Source organism: uncultured Shimia sp., assembly GCF_913054185.1.
GTDB lineage: Bacteria > Pseudomonadota > Alphaproteobacteria > Rhodobacterales > Rhodobacteraceae > Shimia.
The window spans coordinates 1-23824 of the sequence record NZ_CAJXIV010000045.1 but is presented as its reverse complement, the minus strand read 5'-3'; the positions used below and the strand labels follow the sequence as shown (position 1 = coordinate 23824).

Annotated in this window: 20 protein-coding genes; 13 read left to right on the top strand and 7 right to left on the bottom strand. The window is 57.0% G+C overall.

Features of this window, described 5'->3' with window-relative positions; translation table 11 throughout:
* Positions 1 to 10: 10 nt before the first annotated feature.
* From QZ517_RS11015 to ccmI, 3 genes are read right to left on the bottom strand one after another with little or no spacing between them, the layout of a single operon-like run.
* Positions 11 to 244: a DUF1289 domain-containing protein gene (locus tag QZ517_RS11015; RefSeq protein ID WP_294226627.1), complete on the bottom strand. Its 234-nt coding sequence runs from the start codon at positions 242 to 244 to the stop codon at positions 11 to 13.
* A complete protein-coding gene (gene ruvX, locus QZ517_RS11010; RefSeq protein WP_294226624.1) occupies positions 241 to 723 on the bottom strand; it encodes a Holliday junction resolvase RuvX in 483 nt (160 codons plus the stop codon). The genes QZ517_RS11015 and ruvX overlap by 4 nt, the downstream gene beginning before the upstream one ends.
* Positions 720 to 1958, bottom strand: a complete 1239-nt coding sequence (ccmI, locus tag QZ517_RS11005) for a c-type cytochrome biogenesis protein CcmI (protein WP_294226621.1) — start codon at positions 1956 to 1958, stop codon at positions 720 to 722. Before ccmI ends, ruvX begins: the two co-directional genes overlap by 4 nt.
* 177 nt (positions 1959 to 2135) lie before the next feature.
* Between ccmI and QZ517_RS11000 the strand changes: the two genes are divergently transcribed.
* From QZ517_RS11000 to QZ517_RS10970, 7 genes are all read left to right on the top strand, one after another.
* Positions 2136 to 3383, top strand: coding sequence for a sarcosine oxidase subunit beta family protein (locus QZ517_RS11000; protein WP_294226616.1), 1248 nt, complete (start codon positions 2136 to 2138; stop codon positions 3381 to 3383).
* 110 nt (positions 3384 to 3493) lie between these two features.
* Entirely contained in the window at positions 3494 to 3832 is a 339-nt protein-coding gene (locus QZ517_RS10995) for a hypothetical protein (protein WP_294226613.1), read from the top strand.
* Between the two features lie 133 nt (positions 3833 to 3965).
* The gene (locus QZ517_RS10990; RefSeq protein ID WP_164646493.1) at positions 3966 to 4295 is read left to right on the top strand and encodes a sarcosine oxidase subunit delta; all 330 of its coding nucleotides are present in this window, start codon (positions 3966 to 3968) and stop codon (positions 4293 to 4295) included.
* Complete coding sequence (locus tag QZ517_RS10985; RefSeq protein ID WP_294226608.1) at positions 4292 to 7306, top strand: sarcosine oxidase subunit alpha family protein; 3015 nt, start codon at positions 4292 to 4294, stop codon at positions 7304 to 7306. The genes QZ517_RS10990 and QZ517_RS10985 overlap by 4 nt, the downstream gene beginning before the upstream one ends.
* Positions 7299 to 7868 carry a sarcosine oxidase subunit gamma family protein gene (locus tag QZ517_RS10980; protein WP_294226605.1) on the top strand — a complete coding sequence of 190 codons (570 nt, stop codon included), beginning with the start codon at positions 7299 to 7301 and terminating at the stop codon, positions 7866 to 7868. Before QZ517_RS10985 ends, QZ517_RS10980 begins: the two co-directional genes overlap by 8 nt.
* Before the next feature lie 43 nt (positions 7869 to 7911).
* Positions 7912 to 8601: a hypothetical protein gene (locus QZ517_RS10975; RefSeq protein ID WP_294226602.1), complete on the top strand. Its 690-nt coding sequence runs from the start codon at positions 7912 to 7914 to the stop codon at positions 8599 to 8601.
* 133 nt (positions 8602 to 8734) lie between these two features.
* Positions 8735 to 9334: a superoxide dismutase gene (locus tag QZ517_RS10970; RefSeq protein ID WP_294226599.1), complete on the top strand. Its 600-nt coding sequence runs from the start codon at positions 8735 to 8737 to the stop codon at positions 9332 to 9334.
* A gap of 68 nt (positions 9335 to 9402) precedes the next feature.
* On the opposite strand, the gene QZ517_RS10965 is transcribed toward QZ517_RS10970, so the two are convergent.
* Complete coding sequence (locus QZ517_RS10965) at positions 9403 to 9954, bottom strand: TIGR00730 family Rossman fold protein (RefSeq protein WP_294226596.1); 552 nt, start codon at positions 9952 to 9954, stop codon at positions 9403 to 9405.
* 98 nt (positions 9955 to 10052) lie between these two features.
* Here QZ517_RS10965 and QZ517_RS10960 point away from each other — a divergent pair, with 98 nt between their 5' ends.
* On the top strand, positions 10053 to 11915 hold the full coding sequence (locus QZ517_RS10960; RefSeq protein WP_294226594.1) for a LysM peptidoglycan-binding domain-containing protein: 1863 nt from the start codon (positions 10053 to 10055) through the stop codon (positions 11913 to 11915).
* Between the two features lie 73 nt (positions 11916 to 11988).
* Positions 11989 to 13809 (top strand): ABC transporter ATP-binding protein/permease, encoded by a 1821-nt coding sequence (locus tag QZ517_RS10955; RefSeq protein ID WP_294226592.1) that lies wholly within the window; start codon positions 11989 to 11991, stop codon positions 13807 to 13809.
* A gap of 56 nt (positions 13810 to 13865) precedes the next feature.
* Here the strand turns inward: QZ517_RS10955 and QZ517_RS10950 are convergent, their stop codons facing one another.
* The 3 genes from QZ517_RS10950 to QZ517_RS10940 form a co-directional block, all read right to left on the bottom strand.
* Positions 13866 to 14177, bottom strand: a complete 312-nt coding sequence (locus tag QZ517_RS10950; protein ID WP_294226591.1) for a DUF1294 domain-containing protein — start codon at positions 14175 to 14177, stop codon at positions 13866 to 13868.
* Between the two features lie 209 nt (positions 14178 to 14386).
* Positions 14387 to 18271: an efflux RND transporter permease subunit gene (locus QZ517_RS10945; RefSeq protein WP_294226589.1), complete on the bottom strand. Its 3885-nt coding sequence runs from the start codon at positions 18269 to 18271 to the stop codon at positions 14387 to 14389.
* Positions 18268 to 19515 carry an efflux RND transporter periplasmic adaptor subunit gene (locus QZ517_RS10940; protein WP_294226586.1) on the bottom strand — a complete coding sequence of 416 codons (1248 nt, stop codon included), beginning with the start codon at positions 19513 to 19515 and terminating at the stop codon, positions 18268 to 18270. The genes QZ517_RS10945 and QZ517_RS10940 overlap by 4 nt, the downstream gene beginning before the upstream one ends.
* Positions 19516 to 19741: 226 nt before the next feature.
* Between QZ517_RS10940 and QZ517_RS10935 the strand changes: the two genes are divergently transcribed.
* The 4 genes from QZ517_RS10935 to QZ517_RS10920 all read left to right on the top strand — a co-directional run.
* On the top strand, positions 19742 to 20422 hold the full coding sequence (locus QZ517_RS10935) for a hypothetical protein (protein ID WP_294226584.1): 681 nt from the start codon (positions 19742 to 19744) through the stop codon (positions 20420 to 20422).
* A gap of 34 nt (positions 20423 to 20456) precedes the next feature.
* Positions 20457 to 21752, top strand: coding sequence for a PQQ-like beta-propeller repeat protein (locus QZ517_RS10930; protein ID WP_294226642.1), 1296 nt, complete (start codon positions 20457 to 20459; stop codon positions 21750 to 21752).
* Positions 21753 to 21800: 48 nt separating this feature from the next.
* Positions 21801 to 23291, top strand: a complete 1491-nt coding sequence (gene der / locus QZ517_RS10925) for a ribosome biogenesis GTPase Der (RefSeq protein ID WP_294226579.1) — start codon at positions 21801 to 21803, stop codon at positions 23289 to 23291.
* A gap of 192 nt (positions 23292 to 23483) precedes the next feature.
* Positions 23484 to 23824: fatty acid desaturase (locus tag QZ517_RS10920; protein ID WP_294226576.1), on the top strand; the 341-nt coding region annotated here is incomplete at its 3' end.

Genomic DNA, 23824 nt, shown 5'->3' with positions numbered 1-23824 from the left:
GTGCTTGGCTTTAGCGTTTCAAACGTGCGCTCCGGCCACCGCGACGCTTTTTCAAACGCGGCGCTCGGGTGGGCAGCTCTGTCATAATCTCACTGCGCTCTTCCGGCGCCATCTTAGACCAGCGGGTGATCTCATCTATGCTGCGCAGGCAGCCGGTGCAAATCCGCTCTTCGGGGTGCACAACGCAGACTTGTATGCACGGGCTTTCCACTTCGCTGCGTTTCCACACGATGTCTTTGCTCACGATGCGCTCCCAAGATGGCTCAACCGGTCCAATACTCCTTGTAGAATATACGAGGCTGCCACATGGTCGATCACCTCTGCGCGACGTTTGCGTGACGTATCCGCCTCCAACAGGGCCCGTTCGGCGGCCACGGTGGACAATCGCTCGTCCCAGAAGCCAATTGGCACCTCAACCAGCGCCGACAGGTTGCGCGCAAAAGCCCGGGTGGATTGAGCCCTTGGACCTTCGCTGCCGTCCATGTTCATTGGCAACCCAAGGATGATCCCGCCAATGCTGCGATCGTTGGCGATCTCAATCAGCCGCAGCGCATCCAGACCAAATTTCTTGCGTTTCACAGTTTCAATGGGGGTAGCCACAGAGCGGAAACTGTCGCTCACCGCCACGCCAATGGTTTTGGTGCCAAGATCTAAACCCATCAACGCCTGCATCGGGGGTAGGTGCGGGGCCATTTCTTCGATGCTTTGGTAGATCTCGCTCATTCCAAACCCGCCTGCGCCGCGCCGGCGCGCACCACTTCCAGTGCCTCTGGCACATTTGCGAACACCTGTTGAGCTTCGTCCCAGATCACCTGTGCTCGTTCTGTGTTGCCCATCACGCCATATGCGCCAATCAAGCGCGCCCATTCCTGTGGCGTGCCGCCTTCGGTGGCCAAACGATCAGAAAGTTGATCCACCATGCCTTGGATCATCGCTTGACGGTCTTCTACATCCAACTCTCCGGCGGCTTGCATGTCCTCAGCAGACGGGCCGGACAGGCCATCTGGACTATGGGTTGGCACCGGCGCGGGCATTTTGTAATCCACACCTGCGTACCAGGCCAGTTCTGTGATGGTATTGCGAATAGAGGGCACCCATGGCGCATCATTTGGGCTCTGGCGCAGGACTTGGTCCCAAATGCGGAAGGTCGCGTCAGGGCGTCCGGTTTGCCACATCATCAGGCCCATGTAGTAGCGCCCGAGATTGTTAAATGGGTCCAGCTCCAAGGCCTTTTTGAGGCTTTGCTCCGCTTCTGGAGACACATAGTCCCCAGCCGCCGAGATCAGAAGATTGGCGTGCAACACGTAGTCACCGGCGGTCACGTCTGTGCCTTTGATCTCAATGACTTTGGCTTGCGCGGCGTAGGCGGCTGGCATGTTGCCAAGGTTGGCCTCATTGCGGGCCAGAAGCTCTTGGCCTTGCAGATCGTTTGGATTGTCGGCCACGGCAGCACGCAGCTTTGTCATCAGTTCAAGGAATTCTTCACCCGCGTCTACGGCCGGACGAGGTGGGACTTTGGTTTCGGCCACGGACTGGCTGTCTCGGTTTTCGCGACGCAACTGCGCCTCGGCAGCACGGTCTTGCAGAGGCATGTCGCGGTACCCCGGGGCACCCAGTTTGTAGTAAAGACCAAAGCTGCTGCCAAAAACCACCAGTGCCAGAACAAAAGCAACTGCCACGGTTTTGCGGCCGCCAGCTGTCTCGCCAGTCTCCGCATTTTGCATCTGTGCGTCAGCAGCCAAAATACGTCGGGAAATTTCGGTCTTCATGCGGGTGGCGTCTTCAGCAGCAATCACGCCACGGGCCTGATCTTTGTCGACCTCTTTGAGCTGGTCGCGATAGACCTGTAAATCATAAGCGGCGGGGTGCTCTTCGTCCTCGGAGCGGCGCATCAATGCGAGCGCAAACAAACCTGTGGTGACAAGGGCAAGGGCAGCTGCAGCAATCCAGAAAATCATGTGGCCTCCAAAGTGGTGACCCACATGTAGTGCCGCACACCGGTGGCTGAAAGGGAAAATCGACTTCTGGCGCGACATGTCGCAACCGGGGCGCAAATAGGCGCTTTAACCCCCGTGACCGGCTAAGCAAAAAGTTCATAAACTGAGAGAAGTTGCCTCCTATTCGGAATCACGCTCATGAGAAAATATTCTGCCTTTGCCATCGCCCGCGAAGCCGCCCGGTTCCACACCGGCTGGGAACGCGCGTGGCGCTCTCCTGAACCCAAAAAGAAATACGACGTGATCATTGTGGGCGCAGGTGGCCATGGCCTCGCCACCGCTTTCTACCTAGGTAAGAATTTTGGCATCACCAATGTAGCCATCATCGAAAAAGGCTGGCTTGGCGGCGGCAACACCGGACGCAACACCACCATCATCCGCTCCAATTATTTGCAGGATAGCTCCGCCGCGCTCTATGAAAAAGCGCGCTCTCTTTATGAGACCATGAGCCAGGATTTGAACTACAACGTCATGTTCTCCCCACGTGGCGTGATCATGCTGGCGCAAACCGAAAGCGAAATTCGGGGCTATCAGCGCACCGCCCATGCCAACGCCTTACAAGGCGTGCCAACCGAGTTCATCGGGCCGGAGCGGGTGAAAGAGCTGGTGCCAATCATCAACATCGATGGCCCACGCTATCCGGTGTTGGGTGGCCTTTGGCAGGCGCGTGGCGGCACTGGCCGACACGATGCAGTGGCCTGGGGTTATGCCCGTGCCTGTTCCGACATGGGCATGGATATTATTCAGAAATGTGAAGTGGTTGGCGTGCGGTCTGAAGGTGGCAATGTGGTGGGTGTGGACACCACCAAAGGCCCCATCGATTGTGACAAACTTGGCCTTGTGGTGGCTGGCAACTCTGGTGATCTGGCCAACATGGCGGGCTTCCGTCTGCCAATGGAAAGCGTCGCGCTACAGGCGCTGGTGAGCGAGCCGATCAAACCCTGCATGGATGTGGTGGTGATGGCCAATACTGTGCATGGCTACATGTCGCAATCTGACAAAGGTGAGATGGTGATTGGCGGCGGCACCGATGGGTTCAACAATTACACCCAACGCGGATCGTTCCATCACGTCGAAGAAACCGTGCGCGCGCTTTGTGAAACCTTCCCAATGGTCAGCCGCCTGAAAATGCTGCGCCAGTGGGGTGGCATTGTAGATGTGACCGGCGACCGCTCGCCGGTGATTGGCAGAACGCCTTTGGGCAACTGCTTCATCAACGCAGGCTGGGGCACTGGAGGCTTCAAAGCCATTCCGGGCGGCGGCTGGGCCACAGCAGAGCTGATCGCGAAAGGTGAGCCGGGGCCATTGGCCGCTGAGTTTGGCATGGACCGGTTTATCGAAGGCCGGTTTATCGATGAAAGCGTTGCCGCCGGGGTGGCGCACTGATGTCGGACCGTCGAGTATTCCTAGCTGGTATAGGCGCGGTCGCTTTGTTTCCGAACTTGGTTAACGCCTCTAGTAGCCGCAAAGAGCTTGTTGGGACTTGGTCGTGCGTGATGCAAGACGGTTTCGGAAAAGACGAACATTTGGGAGCGACGTTCATCTTTCACGAAAATGGTGCCTATGACTGGAACTCCCAGTTCAGAACCAAAGAGTTTTCGACGCAAAATTTTGGCGTGTGGGAGACCCCGACTGCTGCGGAGCTAAAGCTGGTGAGCCGAGGCAAACTTGGTCGCGTCTTGCGGTTTTGGAGAGATGACAAAGACCTCTGGCAAGCTTTTGCGGAGATCCACATGCCAGCAGGCAGTCAAGACGCTATGGTTTTGCAATTCTCGTCGGTAGGTGGCTGGCGCCATGATCCGCTGGCGGTTCTCGGGTTTGAAAGGCAGTCGTGATGTCTATTCTCATTTCTTATAAACTTGACCGCCCGGCAACGCCGGGCAGCGCCCGATCCGCCCCCACGGGCGGGCGCTTCGCTTCCACCCTCGGATCGGGCGTTGCCCTCTGTACTACTTGGGAGATTGCAAAATGCTAACCCTTCAATGCCCCTATTGCGGCGTCTGGGCCGAGGAAACCGAGCTTCACGCCGAAGGTGAGGCCCATCTGAAACGCTTTGGTCCGGACAGTGACGACGCGGATTTTGAAAGCTACCTCTTTATGCGCGAGAACCCCAAAGGTGTGCATCTGGAACGCTGGCGGCATGCGTCAGGCTGCGGCAAGTTCTTCCACGCGGCGCGCTCCACCACCACGCTGGAGGTGTTTGGCACCTATAGCGCGCAAACGCTGGAGCCGCCACAAGACATCAAAGACAAGATCTCGGCCAAAATCCCCAACTGGTCGTGGAGGGAATTCTCATGAGCACACGTCTGACCACCGGCGGGCGGCTTTTGAACAAAGCCAAACAGGTGACATTCTCCTTTAACGGCAAACAGTTCACCGGTTTTGAAGGTGACACGCTGGCCTCCGCGCTTTTGGCCAACGACCAGATGATGATGGGCCGGTCGTTCAAATACCATCGCCCACGCGGCGTTGTCGCATCGGGCGCGGAAGAACCCAATGCGCTGGTGAATATGGGGCAGGGTGGCAAATTTGAGCCCAACCAACGCGCCACCACCACGGAGCTGTTTGACGGTCTGACCTGCACGTCGCAGAACCACTGGCCTTCGTTGGAATTCGACATTGGCGTGGCCAACAACTACGCCGCGCGCTTCTTGCCAGCTGGGTTTTACTACAAAACTTTCATGGCCCCGGCGGCAGCTTGGAAACATGTGTTTGAACCCATCGTGCGCCATTCTGCGGGTTTGGGCAAAGCGCCCAAAGACCGCGATGCGGACCGCTACGAGCATTTTTATGCCTTCTTTGACGTGGTTGTCGTTGGCGGCGGCGTCGCTGGCTTGATGGCCGCAAAAGCGGCGGGTCAATCCGGTGCCAAAGTTCTGTTGATGGAGCAAACCGCCCATTGGGGTGGCCGTGCGCCGGTCGATGGCGGCAAAGTGGACGGGGTGAAGGTGGATGACTTCATCGACGCCACCGTGGCCGAGCTTGAAGCGATGGATAACGTCACATTGCGCAATCGCATGATGGGGGCAGGGGTCTATGACCACGGCTACATCCTCGGCTACGAGCGTCTGACCGATCACGCGCCGATGCTGGATGGCCCACGCCACCGATTGTGGCGCATCCGTGCGAAACAGATTGTGACGGCCACCGGCGCGATTGAGCGCCCGCTGTCCTTTGCGGGCAATGACATTCCCGGTGTGATGCTCGCGAGTGCGATGCGCGATTACATCGTGAATTTTGGTACATCCTCTGGCGACCGTGTGGTGGTTGTGGCCAACAACGATGACGCCTACCGCACCGCCTTTACGCTCAAAAATCATGGTCTTGAGGTGCCTGTTATCTTGGACTCCCGTCCAAACGGCGGCGGTGCATTGGCGAAAGCCGCACGGGAGCAAGGCTTTCGGGTTGAAAACGGCAAAGGCATTGCCAAAATCAAGGGCGGCAAACGCGTGACCGGCGTGGCGATCTGTGCCCAGGCGGGCGAAGGTGCTGTGCTGGAAGAAATTGCCTGTGACGCGGTGGCCATGTCCGGCGGCTGGTCCCCGGTGGTGCACCTTTGGTCCCATTGCGGCGGCAAGCTGATTTGGGACGAGGCTCAGGCGCATTTCCGCCCCGATCCGGACCGCGCCCCAACCAGCCATGATGGCAATGCATTTGTTGTAACAGCAGGCTCTGCCAGTGGCCCGTTGAAGCTGGATGACGTTCTGGTTGATGGCCAAAAGGCTGGTGAAGCCGCAGCGCAAGCCGCGGGCTTTGCGGTGACCTCTGCTGACGCCCCAAAAGGGGACGTACATGACGAAGCGCCTTTAGTGCCATGTTGGATGATGCCACAAGGCGCAGGGCCTAAGCTGCGTATGAAAGCCTGGTTGGATTATCAGAACGACGTGAAAGTGTCCGACGTGCGCTTGGCTGCGCAAGAAGGCTACGAGTCGGTAGAGCATACCAAGCGTTACACCACATTGGGCATGGCGACGGATCAAGGAAAATTAAGTAACATCAACGGATTGGCGGTTCTTTCTGATGCGCTCAATCAACCGATTCCAGCCACCGGCACCACCACTTTCCGTCCGCCTTACACGCCCATCTCTATGGGCGCGATTGCCGGCGAAGCACGTGATGAGGTTTTCCAGCCGCTGCGCCGCACAACTATCCATGGCTGGCATGAGGCCAATGGCGCGTTTTATGAACCGGTTGGACACTGGCGACGACCGTATTGCTTCCCGCAGGGCAGCGAAAGCCACGCCGATGCGGTGACGCGCGAAATCCGTCAGACCCGCGATTCTGTCGGCCTGCTGGATGCCTCCACCTTGGGCAAGATCATTGTCAAAGGCCCGGATGCTGGCAAGTTCCTGAACATGATGTACACCAACATGATGTCCACGTTGAAGCCCGGCAAATGCCGCTATGGCTTGATGTGTAACGAGAACGGTTTCCTGATGGATGACGGCGTTGTAGCGCGCATCGATGAGGACACTTTCCTATGTCACACCACCACCGGCGGCGCGGAGCGCATTCACGGCTGGATGGAAGACTGGCTGCAATGTGAATGGTGGGACTGGCAGGTTTATACCGCCAATGTGACCGAGCAATACGCCCAGATTGCAGTTGTCGGCCCCAACGCACGCAAGGTGATTGAGAAACTTGGCGGCGAGATGGATGTCTCCAAAGAAGGCCTTGCCTTCATGGAGTGGAAAGACGGCACGATTGGTGACTTTGACGCGCGGGCCTATCGTATTTCGTTCTCTGGCGAGCTGTCTTATGAAATCGCCGTGCCAGCCAGCCAAGGCCGCGCCTTCTGGGACGCATTGTTGGAAGCGGGCGCAGAGTTCAACATCATGCCCTATGGCACCGAAGCGCTGCACGTGATGCGGGCTGAAAAGGGCTTCATCATGATTGGAGATGAGACCGACGGCACGGTGATCCCGCAGGATCTCAACATGCAGTGGGCGATTTCCAAGAAGAAAGAAGACTTCTTGGGCAAACGTGCGCAATTGCGTGACCATATGGCCTCTGAAGATCGCTGGAAACTGGCGGGCTTTAAAACTGAAGACGGCTCCGTCATTCCCGATGGGGCTTACATTGTCGATCATGGCACCAATGCCAACGGCCAGCGCAACACGCAAGGTCGTGTGACCTCAACTTACTACTCGCCCACACTGGACCGCGGCATCGCGATGGGGCTGATCCACGGCGGCATGAAACGGCTTGGTGATGTGGTTGAGTTCAACAAAGTGGACGGCAGTACGGTAAAAGCCAAAGTGGTGGATCCGGTGTTCTATGACAAAGACGGGGAGAAGCAGAATGTCTGAGGCTGTGAGCGCCCTGGATGGCGTAACTTTCGAAGGCTTTGCCAAGGTCGCAGAAACCGGCCTGCGCGGCATGATCACCGTGCGTGGCGATCTGGCGTCCAAGGAGATGATGGCGGCCGTGAAAGCGGCAACGGGCGCGGTGTTGCCAGCACAGCGCAAGGTGACTTCTGGAGATACAGGCGCTGTGGCGTGGATGTCGCCAGACGAGCTGCTGGTTGTGGTGGATTATGACGCCGCCAATGAGGCCGTCGCCACACTGACTGATGCTCTGAAAGGCAGCCATGCTTTGGTGGCCAACGTGTCTGATGCCCGCGCGGTGTTCCGGCTGTCAGGAGACAGCAGCCGCGATGTTTTGGCGAAGCTGGCCCCTGTCGACTTTTCCAAGGACGCTTTTGCTGCCGGCGACATCCGTCGCTCTCGGATTGCGCAGGTGCCTGCGGCGGTGTGGGGCAACGAGGATGGCAGCTTTGAAGTCATCTGCTTCCGCTCCGTGGCGCAGTACGTCTTTGATGTGCTCAAGGTTTCCGCCGAAGTTGGCGGCGAAGTCAATCACTTAGGGTAAACGCCATCTTGTCAAACTCTGCTGCGTGTGGGAGCGTCGCGCCATGCGCAGCAGAATTCTTAGCACGACGGTTTTTCAAAAATTGATGGGTGGGCACCTGTCTGTTGCGGATACGTTTTGGTTTGGCTTTGTTGGTGTCTCCCTGACCCTCAACCTTTTGACGTTGGTGTTGGCCGGGCCGGTGACCGCGCTCAGCCTGAGTTTTGGCGCCTGGGCCGGAAAGATCTTTTCGGTCGTTTGGCTGTTTGGCTGCAGCGCTTATACAGTTCTGATGTTCCGTGCATTATGGCGCAGCATGCTGCGGCACGGGTTTGTAAATGGCTTGTCGATTGCTGGGCTGTTGTTGGTTGTGGCGCTGTTGGGTCGGTACGGTTATGGGCTGGTATCGGTGTTTGATCCTAGCCTGCCCATGGCACGTGGTGCTGTGTTACACGAGATTGACGCGATGCGCCTAACTCTCCCACGCGACGTTGGGCCGGGTGCAACGCTTGTGTCCGTAAGTCTCGTCGGAACCACCTATGAAATGACCGTCCAATTGCAGGGGCCAGGGTTGGTGGCCACCTACGTGGATCTAATGGACACTGAAATTGGGCCTGAGATTTGCGCCACCCATGAAGCCTTACTACGCAGTGCCGCAGTGGACCGGATGGAAACGCATTACATCTCTAACGACGGCGAATTTCGCACAGTGTTGAAGGCGGATGATTGCCTGCAGTATCTGGATCGTCGATAGGTCACAGCGGCGTTCCGACAACACAAACTCACAATTTCTGTGCAGAAAAACAACTTGGTGGCGCTTGACCTTTGGCCGTGAATTGTCACATCTAATGCCAACGGAAACTTGCTTACGAACAGGGAGCACCCCCATGGCTTTTGAACTTCCCGATCTTCCATACGCCCACGACGCACTGGCCGACAAAGGCATGTCCGCAGAGACGCTGGAATTCCACCACGACCTGCACCACAACGCCTATGTGACCAACGGCAACGCCGCCATCGCAGGCACCGAGTGGGAAAACAAGTCTCTCGAAGAGATCATCGTTGGCACCTATGATGCCAAATCCGTTGCGCAAAACGGCATCTTCAACAACATCTCCCAGCTGTGGAACCACAATCAATTCTGGGAAATGATGGGCCCAGGCGCCAACGCCATGCCAGGTGAGCTGGAAAAAGCGCTGGTTGAATCCTTTGGCTCCGTTGACGAGTTCAAAAAGCAGTTCTCCGCCGCAGGCGCCGGCCAGTTTGGCTCCGGCTGGGCGTGGCTGGTGAAAAACGCAGATGGTTCTCTGGCAGTGACCAAGACCGAAAACGGCGTGAACCCGCTGTGTTTCAACCAGACCGCACTGCTGGGCTGTGATGTGTGGGAGCACTCCTACTACATCGACTTCCGCAACAAGCGTCCGGTGTACTTGTCCAACTTCCTGGACAACCTGGTGAACTGGGAAAACGTTGCCTCGCGGATGTAAGCGGATCTAAATCCAATAAAAAGCCCGCCAACTGGCGGGCTTTTTGCTTTTTTGGAACAGTTGGGGTTTTAACCAAGCGCCCGATCCAAGATCGCTTCCAGCGCCGGAACATCGTCCGCCACATGGATAAAGTCGCGTATGCTGTCCTCCGCAAACCCCTGCGCAATCACGTGGTCCACAAGCCCAATCAGGGGATCCCAAAACCCATTCACATTCAGCACCACAATTGGCTTTTCGTGCAGCCCCAACTGGCGCCATGTCAGCACTTCAAAAAACTCGTCCAGAGAGCCCGCGCCGCCCGGCATGACCACAATGGCGTCGCTGTTCATAAACATGACCTTTTTGCGCTCATGCATGTTCTCAGTCACGATGAAGTTGGTTAGGTCGCGCTTGCCGACTTCCCATTCCAGCAGGTGCGTGGGGATAACGCCAAAAGTGTCCGCGCCTGCCGCCTGTGCTGCATTGGCCACCGCACCCATCAACCCAACGTCCCCCGCACCATAGACCAATCGCCAGTTTTTGTCGCCAAACCGTGCGCCAAAGGCTTCCGCGGCCTCCTTATACGCGGCATCGTCGCCAAAACGTGAACCACAAAAGACACAGATCGAGTGTGTGGTCATGAAAGTCTCCAATATGTTCAAAGCTGTTTTGACCAGCAATATCTGGGTTGGTAGGGTCTCTCAACCAAGATGCAGCCGACTTCGGGGGATATTCGGCGATGAGTGACAAAGCTTCAATTTTTAGTGGAAATGTGGCCTGGGTGGCTGGCGTTGTGGTGGCGATGGGCGTGTCCGTCTTTGCGCTGGTGTCCACGGGTGTGTTGGATGGCAGCGATCAAACCGCTGATGATGCGACCACAGCAGAGACATCTTCACCTGCGACGGCAAACACAACCGAGCCGGCGGCTGAAATCGCGGCTGAGCCAGCGCCGGAAAAGGCTGTGGAACCAGAGACTGCGGAGGCGGAAGCTGAGGCTGACGACACAAAAGAAGCTGGGGTGCAGCCTGCAGACACAGCGGCAGCTGAGGTCTCAAACGAAACAACAACGCCCACCATCGCGCCAAGTTTTGACGTGGTGCGTGTGGATGCGGAAGGCAACACTGTGGTGGCCGGGGCAGCCGCGCCAGGGGCGATGCTTGGCATTTTGCTAGACGGCAGCGAAGTGGCCGTGGCTCCTGTGGATACCGCAGGCAAATTTGCAGCAATCCTTGCAATTGAACCAAGCGACGCGCCGCGTGTGCTGAGCCTGGTTGAGCGGCGGGACGAGGGCGATGTGCCGTCCGATGCCACCGTGATTGTTGCGCCAGTTGTGGCCGTTGCGGAAGCTGTGGTGTTACCGAAAGTGGTGAGCGAAGACGCCGTGACCAAAGAGGCTGAGGCGGGCGTTGTACAAGATGACTCTGCGGCAACAGACGAAGTGGCCAAGACCGCGAGCCCAGAAAGCGTAGATCAATCTGAGACAGCCAATTTGAGCGCGGAAGATGAGGTTAGCAGTGCGCCACAGGCTGCTGAAATAAAACCAGAAAAACCCGTTGAATCATCTGACCTCGCCACTCCAGAAAGCGAAGTGGCTGCGGTCGAACCTACCCCGAAGCCCAAGGCGCCGGCGGTGATTGTGTCGGATTCCGAAGGGGTGCGGGTGGTGCAACCCGCCGCACCACAGGACACCACGCCGGAAGTTTTGGCCGCGATCTCAATTGACTCGATCAGCTACACGGACACCGGCGCTGTAATGGTGTCGGGACGGGGCACCCCCAGCGGTTTTGTGCATCTCTATCTCGACAATGCGCTGGCGGCGTCGACGCAGATTGATGCGGCTGGTCTTTGGGCGACGCAACTTGGCGACGTGTCAGGCGGCATTTATGAATTGCGCGCCGACGAGGTGGATGCGAGTGCAAAAGTGCTATCCCGCATTGTCACGCCGTTTAAACGCGAAACGCCGGAGACTGTGGCGCAGGCCCGCGCGCAGGCTGAAATTGCTGCGGCAGAAGAGGCCACGGCAAAGGCGGACGCGGGAGTTTCTGGTGAGGTAGATGGAGTGGCTGAACCTAAAGTTGCAGAGGCAACCGAGGCGCCTGCGGCGGCGCAGGTTGACGCGGCTAAGGCCGCAAAAACGCCAAAAGTGATATCGGAAGACAAGTCTCCCGAGGTTGCAGCCGTTACAAAAGATGCTGTGACAGAAGTTGAAACTTCAAAAGCGACTGTCTCTGATCCAACTGCTGTAGAAGCCACAAGCGCGCCTGACGCCGAAGCGGTCGAAACCAGCCCCGCTGTAGAGGCTGAAACCTCCGCTGAGGCGGAGCAGCCACCCGCTTCGGAGCAAGCCAGCGCAGACGCACCTGCGACAACAGACGCGTCAGCGCTCACCAAACCAACAACCACGCCTGAGGCCCAGCCCGAAACGGCCCAACCTCCGGTGCGCATTGTCACCGTGCAACCGGGCGCCACGCTTTGGGCGATTGCGCGGGATCGCTACGGCGAGGGTCAGCTGTACCTACAGGTATTTGAGGCCAACAAAGACAAAATCCGCGATCCAAACCTGATCTACCCGGGCCAAGTCTTTACGGTGCCCGAAGAATAATCGCGTCAGGGCTGGCATGTCCTGCGCACGATGATTACGTTTGTCAGGCTCACCAACTGACAGGCAGGCAGGCATGACCAAATGGCACACGGCTACGGCTGAGGAACTCGCGCGCAATGAGCAACGCTCTGGTTGGCGTACGATACGAAAAGTTTCTCCTTATCTCTGGCCCGATGACAAGCCATGGGTAAAACATCGCGTGGTGCTGGCACTGTGCATGCTGTTAGCGTCCAAGGTTATCGCGGTCTATTCGCCGATGCTTTACAAGGGCGCCGTGGATGCGCTGGCCAATGAAGGTGTGCCGCCATTGGCTCTCGGGGCGGTTGGCCTAACCGTGGCCTATGGCATGGCGCGTTTGATGACCAATGGCTTCCAGCAACTGCGCGATGCAGTGTTTGCCAAAGTGGCGCAGCGGGCGTTACGGCAATTGGCACTGGAAACGTTTGAACACATCCACCGCCTGTCGATGCGCTATCACATCACCCGCAAAACAGGAGGTTTGAGCCGCATCATCGAACGTGGTGTGAAAGGTGTGGAGTTCTTACTGCGCTTCTTGTTGTTCTCTATCGGCCCGCTGGTGCTCGAGCTGCTGATGATCTCAGCGATCTTTTATTGGCTGTTTGATGCGCGTTATCTGGCCGTTGTAGGCGTAACCATTGCGATCTACATCTGGTTCACTTTCAAGGTCACCGAATGGCGGGTGAAGCTGCGCCGTCAGATGAATGATCAGGACACCGATGCCAACCAAAAGGCGATCGACAGCCTGCTCAACTTTGAAACTGTGAAATACTTTGGGGCTGAAAGGCGCGAGGCTGCGCGGTACGACAGCGCCATGGCTGGCTATGAAGAAGCCGCGTTAAAGACCTCATATTCCTTGGCTTTTTTGAACTTCGGCCAGTCATTTCTGATCACCACAGGGCTGGTCATCGTGATGGTCATGGCTGCGATTGGCGTGCAAAACGGTGATCTCACAGTCGGCGATTTTGTCATGGTCAACGCCTATATGGTGCAGATCACCATGCCGCTGAACTTTCTGGGCACCGTCTATCGAGAGATCCGTCAAAGTCTTGTGGACATGGGCGAGATGTTTGAACTGCTTGAACAACCTGCCGAAGTGGCTGACAAACCTGATGCCAAACCCTTGGCCATCAAAGACGGGTCCATTTCGCTGGACACTGTGGCCTTTGGTTATGAGGCCGAACGCGCCATCCTGAAAGGCGTGAGCTTGGATGTGCCGGGTGGTCAGACGGTGGCGATTGTCGGGGCGTCTGGCTCGGGCAAATCCACCATTGGCCGGTTGCTGTTCCGGTTTTACGATGTGCAGGGCGGGGCGCTGCGCATTGACGGTCAAGACGTGCGTGACGTGCAACAAGAGAGCCTGCATGACGCGATTGGCGTGGTGCCGCAAGACACGGTGCTGTTCAACGACACCATCCGATACAACATCGCGTATGGGCGCGACGGGGCCACGCAGGACGATGTGGTTGCCGCCGCAAAAGCCGCGCAAATTCATGACTTCATCGCGGCACTTCCAGATGGCTATGACACGTCGGTGGGCGAGCGCGGCCTAAAACTCTCTGGTGGTGAAAAGCAACGTGTTGGCATTGCACGGACATTGTTAAAGAACCCACCAATTCTGTTGTTAGACGAGGCCACCTCAGCGCTGGACACCGAAACCGAGCAAGGCATCAAGGAAGCTTTGGCGCGAGCCGGAGAGGGCCGTACAGTGATCACCATCGCGCACCGTCTATCCACCATTGCAGAGGCTGATCGGATTGTTGTTCTGGAAAAAGGCGAGGTGATCGAAGAGGGCACGCATGGTGCGCTTTTAGAGAAAAGAGGCCGTTACGCGCAGCTTTGGACTCGTCAGCAGGCGGATGAAGACGCCGCCTGAGTTCCAACAAAACCTCAGGGACCAGCCTGTCTTTGACGGGCTGGTTGTGTGTTTGGTTAGGTTGGCCAGATTGTGGCGAGTTCTTCTGATATCCAAGTGCCGTTTGGTCCGGCCACCGTCAGGTAGGTTCCCAGAACAATCAACCCCAGGTGCAAGACAACAATGGCGTTGAGAAAATGCCCAAACGGCTGTTTCCGGGTTTTGTGATGAAACCGTTTCTGTGCAACTTTTGCGCCAACAGACCCACCAATGAGCGCAAGCGACAGGAGTGTGCGCTCCGAAATACGGTCTTCCCCATAGATGGCACGCTCTTTATCTGCGTGAAAAAACGTGTATGTCACGAGGTTCAGCGCGAGCCAAAATACCATCACCAACCCCGTTAAAATAAGGGCAGGGAGCGCAGGTGACAAAGAAGTGCCGACCGCCAAATCCAACATAAGAACGCCTGTATATATTTTACCGCAATCGTTTAGGTGCGACACGTATAAGGCGAAACACGTTTCAAAAAAAGAACATTATGGATGAATGAAAAACGCGCCCCCGAAGGAGCGCGTTTTCTGGTTTCTGTTCTGACGTTCTATTCAGCGGCTTGAATGCCGCCCGGATCCGGGTCGTCATTGGCTGCTTTTCCACCACGTGGCGCCTCTACTTCTGGAGCCAGATCGTTCGGGTCCACTTTGGTGGGACTGCGGCCGGAAGGTTTTGTGGAATGCCCGCTCAGAGACGAGCTTTCCATCACCACTTCGGTGGTGTCATCCCACAACAACACAGGGTGTTTTACCTTGCGAGCTGCGCGGCGCAGAGCCCAGTCCTGTCCAGCCTGCGAAGTGCGGCCGAAGGACAGGCGTGCCAGAAGGCGCATCATCCAGTTGAAGTAGGTGCTGGCCCAAACCCGCGCTGCCAACATGGACGGCGTGAACACCAGCGTCAGCACGGTTGCGATGCCCAAGCCAAAGACCACAGCCGTTGCCAGCTGCTTCCACCACAGGGAGGTTGGGCTGTCGATCGAGTAGCCGCCGTTGATGAAGTCCAAGCTGAGGCCAAACATCATTGGTGCAAGGCCAGCCATCGTGGTGATGGTGGTCAGCAACACTGGCCGGATACGGCTTTGTGCAGTGCGCACAATTGCGTCAATCCGTGGCATGTACTGACTGTATTCCTGATAGGTATCGATCAGAACAATGTTGTTGTTCACCACAATCCCTGCCAAGGCCACAATGCCGGTACCGGTCATGATGATCGAGAACGTTTGATCCATCACCAGCATACCCACCAGAACACCTGCCGTGGACAGCACCACCGCCAACAGCACCAGAACCGAGTTGTAGAAGCTGTTGAACTGCGCCAACAGGATCACAAACATCAACCCCAGGGCAGCAGAGAACGCGCTCATCAAGAAGGCACCGGACTCGGCTTGCTCTTCCTGATCCCCGGTCCATTCCCAGCTGACCGAGGGGCCAAACGGGTTGGTGTCGAGCCATTCCGTCAGCACTTCAATACGCTCGGTAGCAGTCACGGGGATGCGACGCGCCCCATCATCAATGGCCGCCTGCAAGTCGCTTGTGGCTGTTGCATCTTCCAGGGCAAACACCGTGAATTGATCGCCATTAGGGGTGGAGATCACCGTGTCACTTGGGGACACGCCGCCCGGCAGCGCCTTCAAAACAGCCAGAGTGCTGGTCTCTTCGCCGTCACCGGATACAATTTTGACCAATCCCGGCTCAAAGTCTGCTTTCACATCATAGTAGCGTTCCTGGTCAACCCGGCTGATTGAAGCGCGTTTTGGCACAGGGAAACGAGTCACAAAGTTGGACAGCGGCACAAGCCCGTCGTTGGTGCGCACCTTAAGTGTGTCCAATGTAGAAAGCACACGGTCCTGGTCCGGCAAACGCAGACGAATTTCGATTTCTTCATCCGAGCTTTCCACGCGCATGGTGTCCAGCAAGATGCCACGTGTCACCAGCTGTACCATCGCACCAACGGTGGCCACATCTGCGCCGTAGCGGCCGGCTTTGGCCACATCCACGTCGATTTGCCAGTCAATGCCGGGCAGGGGCAGGGTGTCTTCCACCAAGGTCAAACCTGCTGTCGCCTCAAAAGTCTCCCGTGCGGTGGCCGCGGCGACGTTGAGTTCGTCCCAGCCGTCACCTTTAATCCGCAGATGAATGGGTTTGCCTGAGCCAGGGCCCTGTTCGATGGGGCTGGTTTCCACAAAGAACCCAGGCAGTTTTGCCAATTCCGCGTCTAATTCGCTCAGCACGCGGTTGCCGCCAAATTCTGGCGAACTTACGTCACGCTCCAAAAGGCCAAAGAACCATGTCTCGCGCGCAGTAGGGCGATCTTCCCAAGGGATGATCTCAAACTGGACCTGACCGACCGTGTCGGGTGGCGAGTTGCCGCCCCCTGGGCCACCTGTGTCCAAGCCACCCTTGCCAGCAAAGGAGAACACGTTGATTACAGCGGGATGCTGCATGATGATGGTTTCTGCCTCACGCACCATGTCGTCTTTTTCAGTCAGCGACAGGTTGCCCCGTGCCCGAACGTAGGCTGTGGCTTGCTCCGGCTCAGTGGCAACAAAGAACTCAACGCCTTTGCTGTTCTCGCCAAAGTATCCGAGGATAGAGACAACAGTGAAAATCACCGCTGCAATCGACACCAGTGGCATGATTGGATTGCCGACGATGAAACGCATCAGGTAGCCAAAGCCATTGTGGCGGAAGCCAGACTTCACGTTACGGCGTTTGCGGGTGATTTCGGCGGCACTCATCGTAATTGATGCTGCAAACGCAGACAGAACAAACAACACGCCCCAGCCAATCAGTGCACCGGTGGCGGAGCCATCGTCGCCAGACGTATAAGTTGCGTTCAACATCTGCATAAGGCCAGCAAACATACCGTAGAGCGGAACTGGAACCAGCAAGGCACGCACGACCCACGGCAGGCGGGATTTCAGCCCCTCAGACGCATGATCAAACACCCGGCTCAAACGGCCGGATATGCCGCCCACAACCGGAAGATAGATCAATGCCACCAGCAACGAGGCTGACAGAACAAAGATCATTGTGACCGGCAGCATGCCCATGAATTCGCCCGGCACACCTGGCCAGAACAACATTGGCAGGAAGGCACACAGCGTGGTCGCGGTGGAGCTGACAATAGGCCAGAACATCCGCTGCGCCGCCTCAACATAGGCGTGCATCGGGCCGACACCCTCTTTGATGCGCTTGTCGGCGTATTCCACCACAACAATCGCACCGTCCACCAGCATCCCCACAGCAAGGATCAGACCAAACATCACCATGTTGGAGATCGTGACACCCATCAGAGCGAGGAAGGCAAAACACAGCAGGAAGGAGGCTGGAATGGCAAAGCCAACCAGCATCGCGGCACGACTGCCCAAGGAGGCCAGGACCACAATCATCACCAGTGCAATCGCCGTCAGAACCGAGCCTTCGAGCTGGCGCACCATCGAACCGACAACGCGGCTTTGATCGTTGGAAGTGCCAACGTGAACCGCTGCCCGAAGTTCTTCAGGCCAGCTTTCTTGGGCCTTTGCCAACGTGGTTTTGATTTGGTCCACGGTGTCGATGATGTTGTAGCCTTTGCCTTTGACCACTTGCAGCGCAACCGTGTTTTCGCCGTCAAACCGCGCGGTGCCCGCACGGTCTTCAAAGGTGAAATTGATTTCAGCAAGGTCGCCCAGCGTCACAATCCGCTCACCGTTGGTTTTCACCGGCAATTCATAAATGTCGCTGACATCATTGAACGAAGAGGGGATTTTGACAGAGAACGTACCTTGATTGGTTTCCACTTCACCTGCGGCAATCAGTTGGTTGTTGTTTTGCACAACACTGATCAGCTCCGGCGCGGTGACGTTGTAGGATTCCAGCCGCAGTGGGTCGATCACCACCTCGACCATCTCATCACGGTTGCCCGCAATCGGCGCTTCCAACACCGCGTCGATGGCTTCAAAGTCATCCTGCAGGTCTTTGGCCAAACGCGCCATTGTGCGTTCGGGCACGTCACCGGACAGGTTCACAATCACAATTGGGAATTCAGAGAAGTTGATTTCCGAGATTGTGTATTGATCCGCGCCCTCTGGGAAATTGGCTTGCGCCGTATTCATGGCGTCGCGCACGTCAGCAATTGTGGCACTCTTGTCCCAGCCAAAGTCGAACTCCAGCAGCAGGGAAGCGTGGTTTTCTGAGGCGATACCGCTCATCTTGTCGAGGCCATCCAAATCGACGGCCTCTGTTTCCATTGGCTTCACCAACAGGCTCTCCGCATCCTCTGCAGAAATCCCAGGATAACTGACGGACACGTAAAGGATCGGGATGTCGATGTCCGGCTCACCTTCCTTCGGAAGGCTTGCGTAGGAAAAGGCGCCGATCACCAGGGAAATGACGATGAACGCCAGGATCATTCGGGCGCGCTCGGCTGCCCAGGTGATGGCGCCGGTCATTGGTCAAGCTCCCGATACGTGGGCGCGACGTGAACACCTTCAATCACAAACTCGTGGCCCACAACAATCACGTCTGCCTTGTCCGGCAATCCACCAACCCAGATACCGTCGGTTCCATCTCTGAGCAGCTCAACTGCTTTGAACGCAACAATGCCGCCGTCTTGCACGATGCGGACGCCAAGGGTGCCCTCGTCATTCAGGGTCAGCGAGGACTGCGGCAAGAAGTGCGCCGCTGCGCCGTCGGCTGAGATCATAATTTCAGCAGTTTGACCGTCACGGATGGCCAGATCCCCGTTAGGCACGGTGACTTCTACACGGAACGTGCGCGTTTGAGGGTCCGCAGAACGCGACACAAAGGTCACTTGGCCGGTCACTTCCTGACCCGTGGTCAGGCGTGCGCCTGCCAGCGATCCTTCGTTCACGCGGCTGATGTCCGTTTCCGGCACAAAGCCAACCACGCGAATGGGGTCAAGGCGCAGAACCGTGCCACAGAGGCTGCCCGGTTGCATCAGGCTGCCCAGTTCGGCGGTCTTGCTTTCGAGCAGGCCGTCAAACGGCGCAACCATGGTCAAACGTTCAACCTCGCGCTCCGCAGCAGCGACCAAGGCCTGAGCCGATTCGATACCGGCCTGTGTGCTTTCCAAACCCGAGGTGGCCGCTTGAATCGATGCCTCAGCTGCGCGAACGCTTGCCGCAGTGCTGGCAACACGTGTGGAAGAGGCAAAGCCGCCTTCCGACAGTTTGCGCGCTGCATTGTCGTTGATTTTTGCTTCTTCCAGCCGCGCTTCGGCTTCCGCAACGGTGGCCTGTGCGCTTGGAATGCGCGCTCTTGCTTCGAGAAGTCTTGCCTTAGCTTCCGCCAAAACTGCAGTACTTGTGCCCACGTCTAGGCGGCATAGTTCTTGGCCTGCTGTTACGCTGGAACCGCGTCTCAGCGGCTCTGTGATCACCAAACCACTGGTTTCAGCTCGCACCTCAACCTCGCGATCTGCTTCGGTTTCGCCACGCAGGACAACGGCGCTGTCGATGGTGCGGGCTTCGCTGCGCACGGCAACGACGCGGATAAGATTGGATGTCTCAGAAGCCTCGACGGCATCGGATTCGGTTACGTCTTCGGTACTCTCTTCGCTCACCTCTTCAGAAGCGCCGTTCCCAGCAAACGCTGCAAGACGATCACGCTCCACCACTACAAAATACAAAATCGCCGCCACAAGAAGTGCGGTCAAGACCGGTATAAGCCGCATAGTTTGGCCCCTGTTGTTTAACGTACGCCCTCCAGCGCACAAATATTCAACGACATATTGGCTCTCGTGCGCCGAGAAACAACCTCAGTTTTGAAAATTTGGACTCATCGGTTCAAAATAGTATGGAATTCCGGAAACAGAGCTTGCCGTAACTGCGGAATGGCCACGGTACTTGGCACTTTGAAAACAAAACGATAAGACAGGGCAAACCGACAGGAGAGCAGGCGTGAGCAATACCGACAGTTTCATCGAAGAAGTCACCGAAGAAGTGCGCCGTGACCGCCTTTTTGGCCTCATCCGTCGCTATGGCTGGATCGCCGTTGTGACTGTAATCGCCATTGTAGGCGCCGCAGCATTCAACGAATATCAGAAAAGCAAGGCCCGCACCGCGGCCCAAAACACCGGCGACGCTTTGATTGGCGCAGTTTCCTCCAGTGATGCAGCTGAACGTGTGGCTGGCCTCAGCGGACTGACCACCGAGTCGCCAGATGCACAAGTGGTTGCCGATATGCTTTTGGCCACCCATCAAATCGAAGTTGGCTCCGGCGCAGAGGCGGCGCAAACTCTGAATGGCATCTCCACAAGTGCCCTCGAGACGCCGGAAATCTATCGCCAGATTGCAGCCTTCAAGGCGGTTCTTGCTGAAGGCCAGAATACTCCGGTTGCCGATCGACGTTTGGCACTTGAAGCATTGGCTGGTCCCGGCATGCCACTGGCCCTGCCTGCTCAGGAACAACTGGCAATGCTGAGCCTCGAAGAAGGCGATGTCGACGGTGCCATTTCTCAACTTCAAGCGCTCATCCAGGATGCAGCAGTCACCGCAGGCTTGCGCAACCGCGCGTCTCAGTTGATTGTGGCTCTTGGCGGAACACCGGCGAACACCGCGCCTGTTCTGGCTGACCAATAAGAGTTGCAGGGTGGGGGACTCAGCAGTGAAACGTATGTCTTGGATTTTGGCCGCGGGTGTTGCCACTGCGGCGCTGCTGTCTGCGTGTGCGGAGCCAGAAATCATCTTAGTTGGCGACCGCGAAGATCTCATCCCGTCTGAGGAAGTGATCGAAAACAAAGATATCGCGATCAGTCTGCCGGCGCAGAGCAAAAACGCGCAATGGACGGGACGCATTGGCACGCCGAGCACCCGCACGGCAAACGCCGCCCTGTCACAGCGCCCGACACTGGCTTGGTCCACGTCCATCGGCGCGGGAGAGTCGCGCAAAACCCGCATAACTGCTGATCCAGTGGTGGCAGAGGGCCGCATCTTCACAGTGGATGCAGAAGCCACCGTCACCGCCACCAGCATTGGTGGTCAGCCGCTTTGGTCCCGCGACATGACACCGCCGAACGACAAGGCTGGCCAGGCATCCACCGGTGGATTGGCCTACGGCAAAGGTAAACTTTTTGTCACCACTGGCTTTGGCAGCATTCGAGCCTTGGATCCGGCCACAGGGTCCGATCTTTGGGAGCAAAAGTTTCAATCTGTCGGCAGCGGCACACCTACTGTGTACGGGGATTTGGTCTATGTGGTGTCCGGTGACGCCACGGCCTGGGCGCTGGAAGTGGAAACCGGCAAAATTGCCTGGCAAATGCTGTCCATTCCAAACGTGCAAAACGTGCAAAGCCCGGCGGCACCTGCCATCACAGATCGTTTGGCGATCTTCCCTTATGGCTCCGGTGAAATTCAAGCCGCGTTCCGGCGCGGCGGTGTGTCCCGCTGGACCGCAGGTCTGTCAGACACACGTCCAGGCCGCGCTGTGAACACGGTGGGGGACATTTCCGGCGATCCGGTTGTTGTTGGTGATACAATTTATGTGGCCAACCACTCCGGCCGCATGGCGGCATTTGACGCTGAAACCGGCCAACGCAAATGGACGGCAGGTCACGGCGCTTTGAGCCCGGTCTTCCCGGCAGGCGGCTCGCTGTTCCTGGTGTCGGAGACCAATGAGTTGTTGAGACTGGATGCGCGCGATGGCACCCGCATCTGGGGTTACACCTTGCCGCAGTTTGTCAAAGACAAGCCAAAGCAGCAGTCAGCGGTGCACGCGCATTACGGTCCAATTCTGGCTGGTGGGCAACTGGTTGTGCCGTCCTCAGACGATGTTGTGCGTTTCTACAATCCGCGCAACGGATTGCTGACCCACACGGTGGAATTGCCACATGGCGCAGCCACCAACCCGGTTGTGGCGGGCGGTGTTCTCTACGTGGTGAACCGCAAAGGCGAATTGTACGCTTTCCGTTGACGCATTTATGATGTATCGGAGCGACTTCAGACGTTCCGGAGATCTGTCATGAGTTTTACGCTCGCCATCGTGGGCCGCCCAAATGTGGGCAAATCCACCCTGTTCAATCGCCTTGTGGGCAAAAAACTGGCGTTGGTTGACGACCAGCCCGGTGTCACGCGGGATTTGCGCGAAGGTGACGCCAAACTGGCGGATTTGCGATTCACGGTGATTGACACCGCGGGATTGGAAGACGCGACCGACGACAGCCTTGAAGGCCGTATGCGCCGTCTGACGGAACGTGCCGTGGACATGGCGGACGTGTGCCTGTTTATGATTGACGCGCGCGCTGGGGTCACGCCAACCGACATGATCTTTGCTGAAATTCTGCGCAAGCGCTCCGCGCATGTGATCCTGGCAGCCAACAAAGGTGAAGGCCGGGCTGCGGATGCGGGCATGATCGAGGCTTATTCTCTCGGGCTTGGCGAACCCATCCGCCTCTCTGCAGAACACGGTGAAGGGCTCAATGATCTCTATACACACCTCATGCCGATCGCAGACGATTTTACCAGCAAAGCCGAAGCCTTGGCTGATGAAGTTGAAGTAGATGTAGATCTGGATGAGGAGGATGAAGATGAAAATTTTGATCTTGAAAACCAGAAACCGTCTCAACTGATCACCGAACATCGCCCATTACAGATCGCTGTGGTGGGACGCCCCAACGCTGGCAAGTCCACTTTGATCAATCAGATCATTGGCGAGGACCGTCTCCTTACGGGGCCAGAAGCGGGAATCACCCGGGATGCAATCAGCCTGCGCACCACGTGGAACGAAACACCGATGCGGATCTTTGACACCGCCGGCATGCGCAAAAAAGCCAAAGTGCAAGACAAGTTGGAAAAACTGTCGGTTGGAGATGGCCTACGTGCGGTGAAATTTGCCGAGGTGGTCGTGGTACTTCTGGACGCTGCCATTCCGTTTGAGCAACAGGATTTGCGCATTGCCGATTTGGCAGAGCGCGAAGGCCGCGCAGTGGTGGTGGCCGTCAACAAATGGGACATTGAGGAACACAAACAAGACAAGCTGCGCGACCTCAAAGAATCCTTCAACCGCCTTCTTCCGCAACTTCGCGGGGCGCCACTGATCACAGTGTCGGCAAAAACCGGACGTGGCTTGGACCGCTTGAACGAAGCGATTCTGCGGGCTTACGACACTTGGAACCGCCGTATCCCAACCTCATGGTTGAACCGTTGGCTGGTGGAGATGCTGCAACAGCACCCACCGCCCGCGCCACAGGGCAAGCGCATCAAATTGCGCTATATGACCCAAGCCAAAACCCGTCCACCTGGGTTTGTGGTGATGTGTTCGCACCCGGACAAGCTTCCGGCAAGCTACTCGCGCTATCTTGTGAATGGGTTGCGGGAAACTTTTGACATGCCGGGAACGCCAATCCGGATGTTTATGCGCGGTCAGAGTGACCAAAACCCCTACAAGGGCAAGAAAAAGTCGACACCTTCCCGTCTGCGCAAACACCTCAAAGGCCGTGACGCAGGTTTTTAAGCACCGCCACAGTTTCTTTTTCACGTTTTACGTCGCCGCACAGTCTCCTGTGCGGCGACTGTGCATTGTGGCGACGTAAATTCGCGTTATAGTCTTGTTAAGTGGTCCGTATATTCTGGGACTGCGTGTGCCTTGATACCCAAGCCTTACAGGGCTCAGGCGGAAATATTGATTTGAAAAGAGAGGTTTGCGATGGAGATTCGCGAGCGCTTGAAAGAATTCACAGTGCAAGATGACCGACTTGGCGCGGTCAGTTTCTTTGGTACCTTTGCGTTCTATTTCGCCACGCTTTACGCGGCGATTGCCAACCAGGGCGCGTGGTACATCCTGATCCCAATGATGGTTCTCAACGGTCTTTCTGCTGTGCGGCTTTACGTCTTACAGCATGACACCGGCCACGCCTCGCTGTTCAAGACCCGCAAGCACAATGACTGGGCTGGCGAAGTGCTGTCGATTGTGACCTTCGCGCCTTATGCTGCCATGCGCCACAATCACAACATGCACCACAGCCACCTTGGCAATCTCGAGCACCG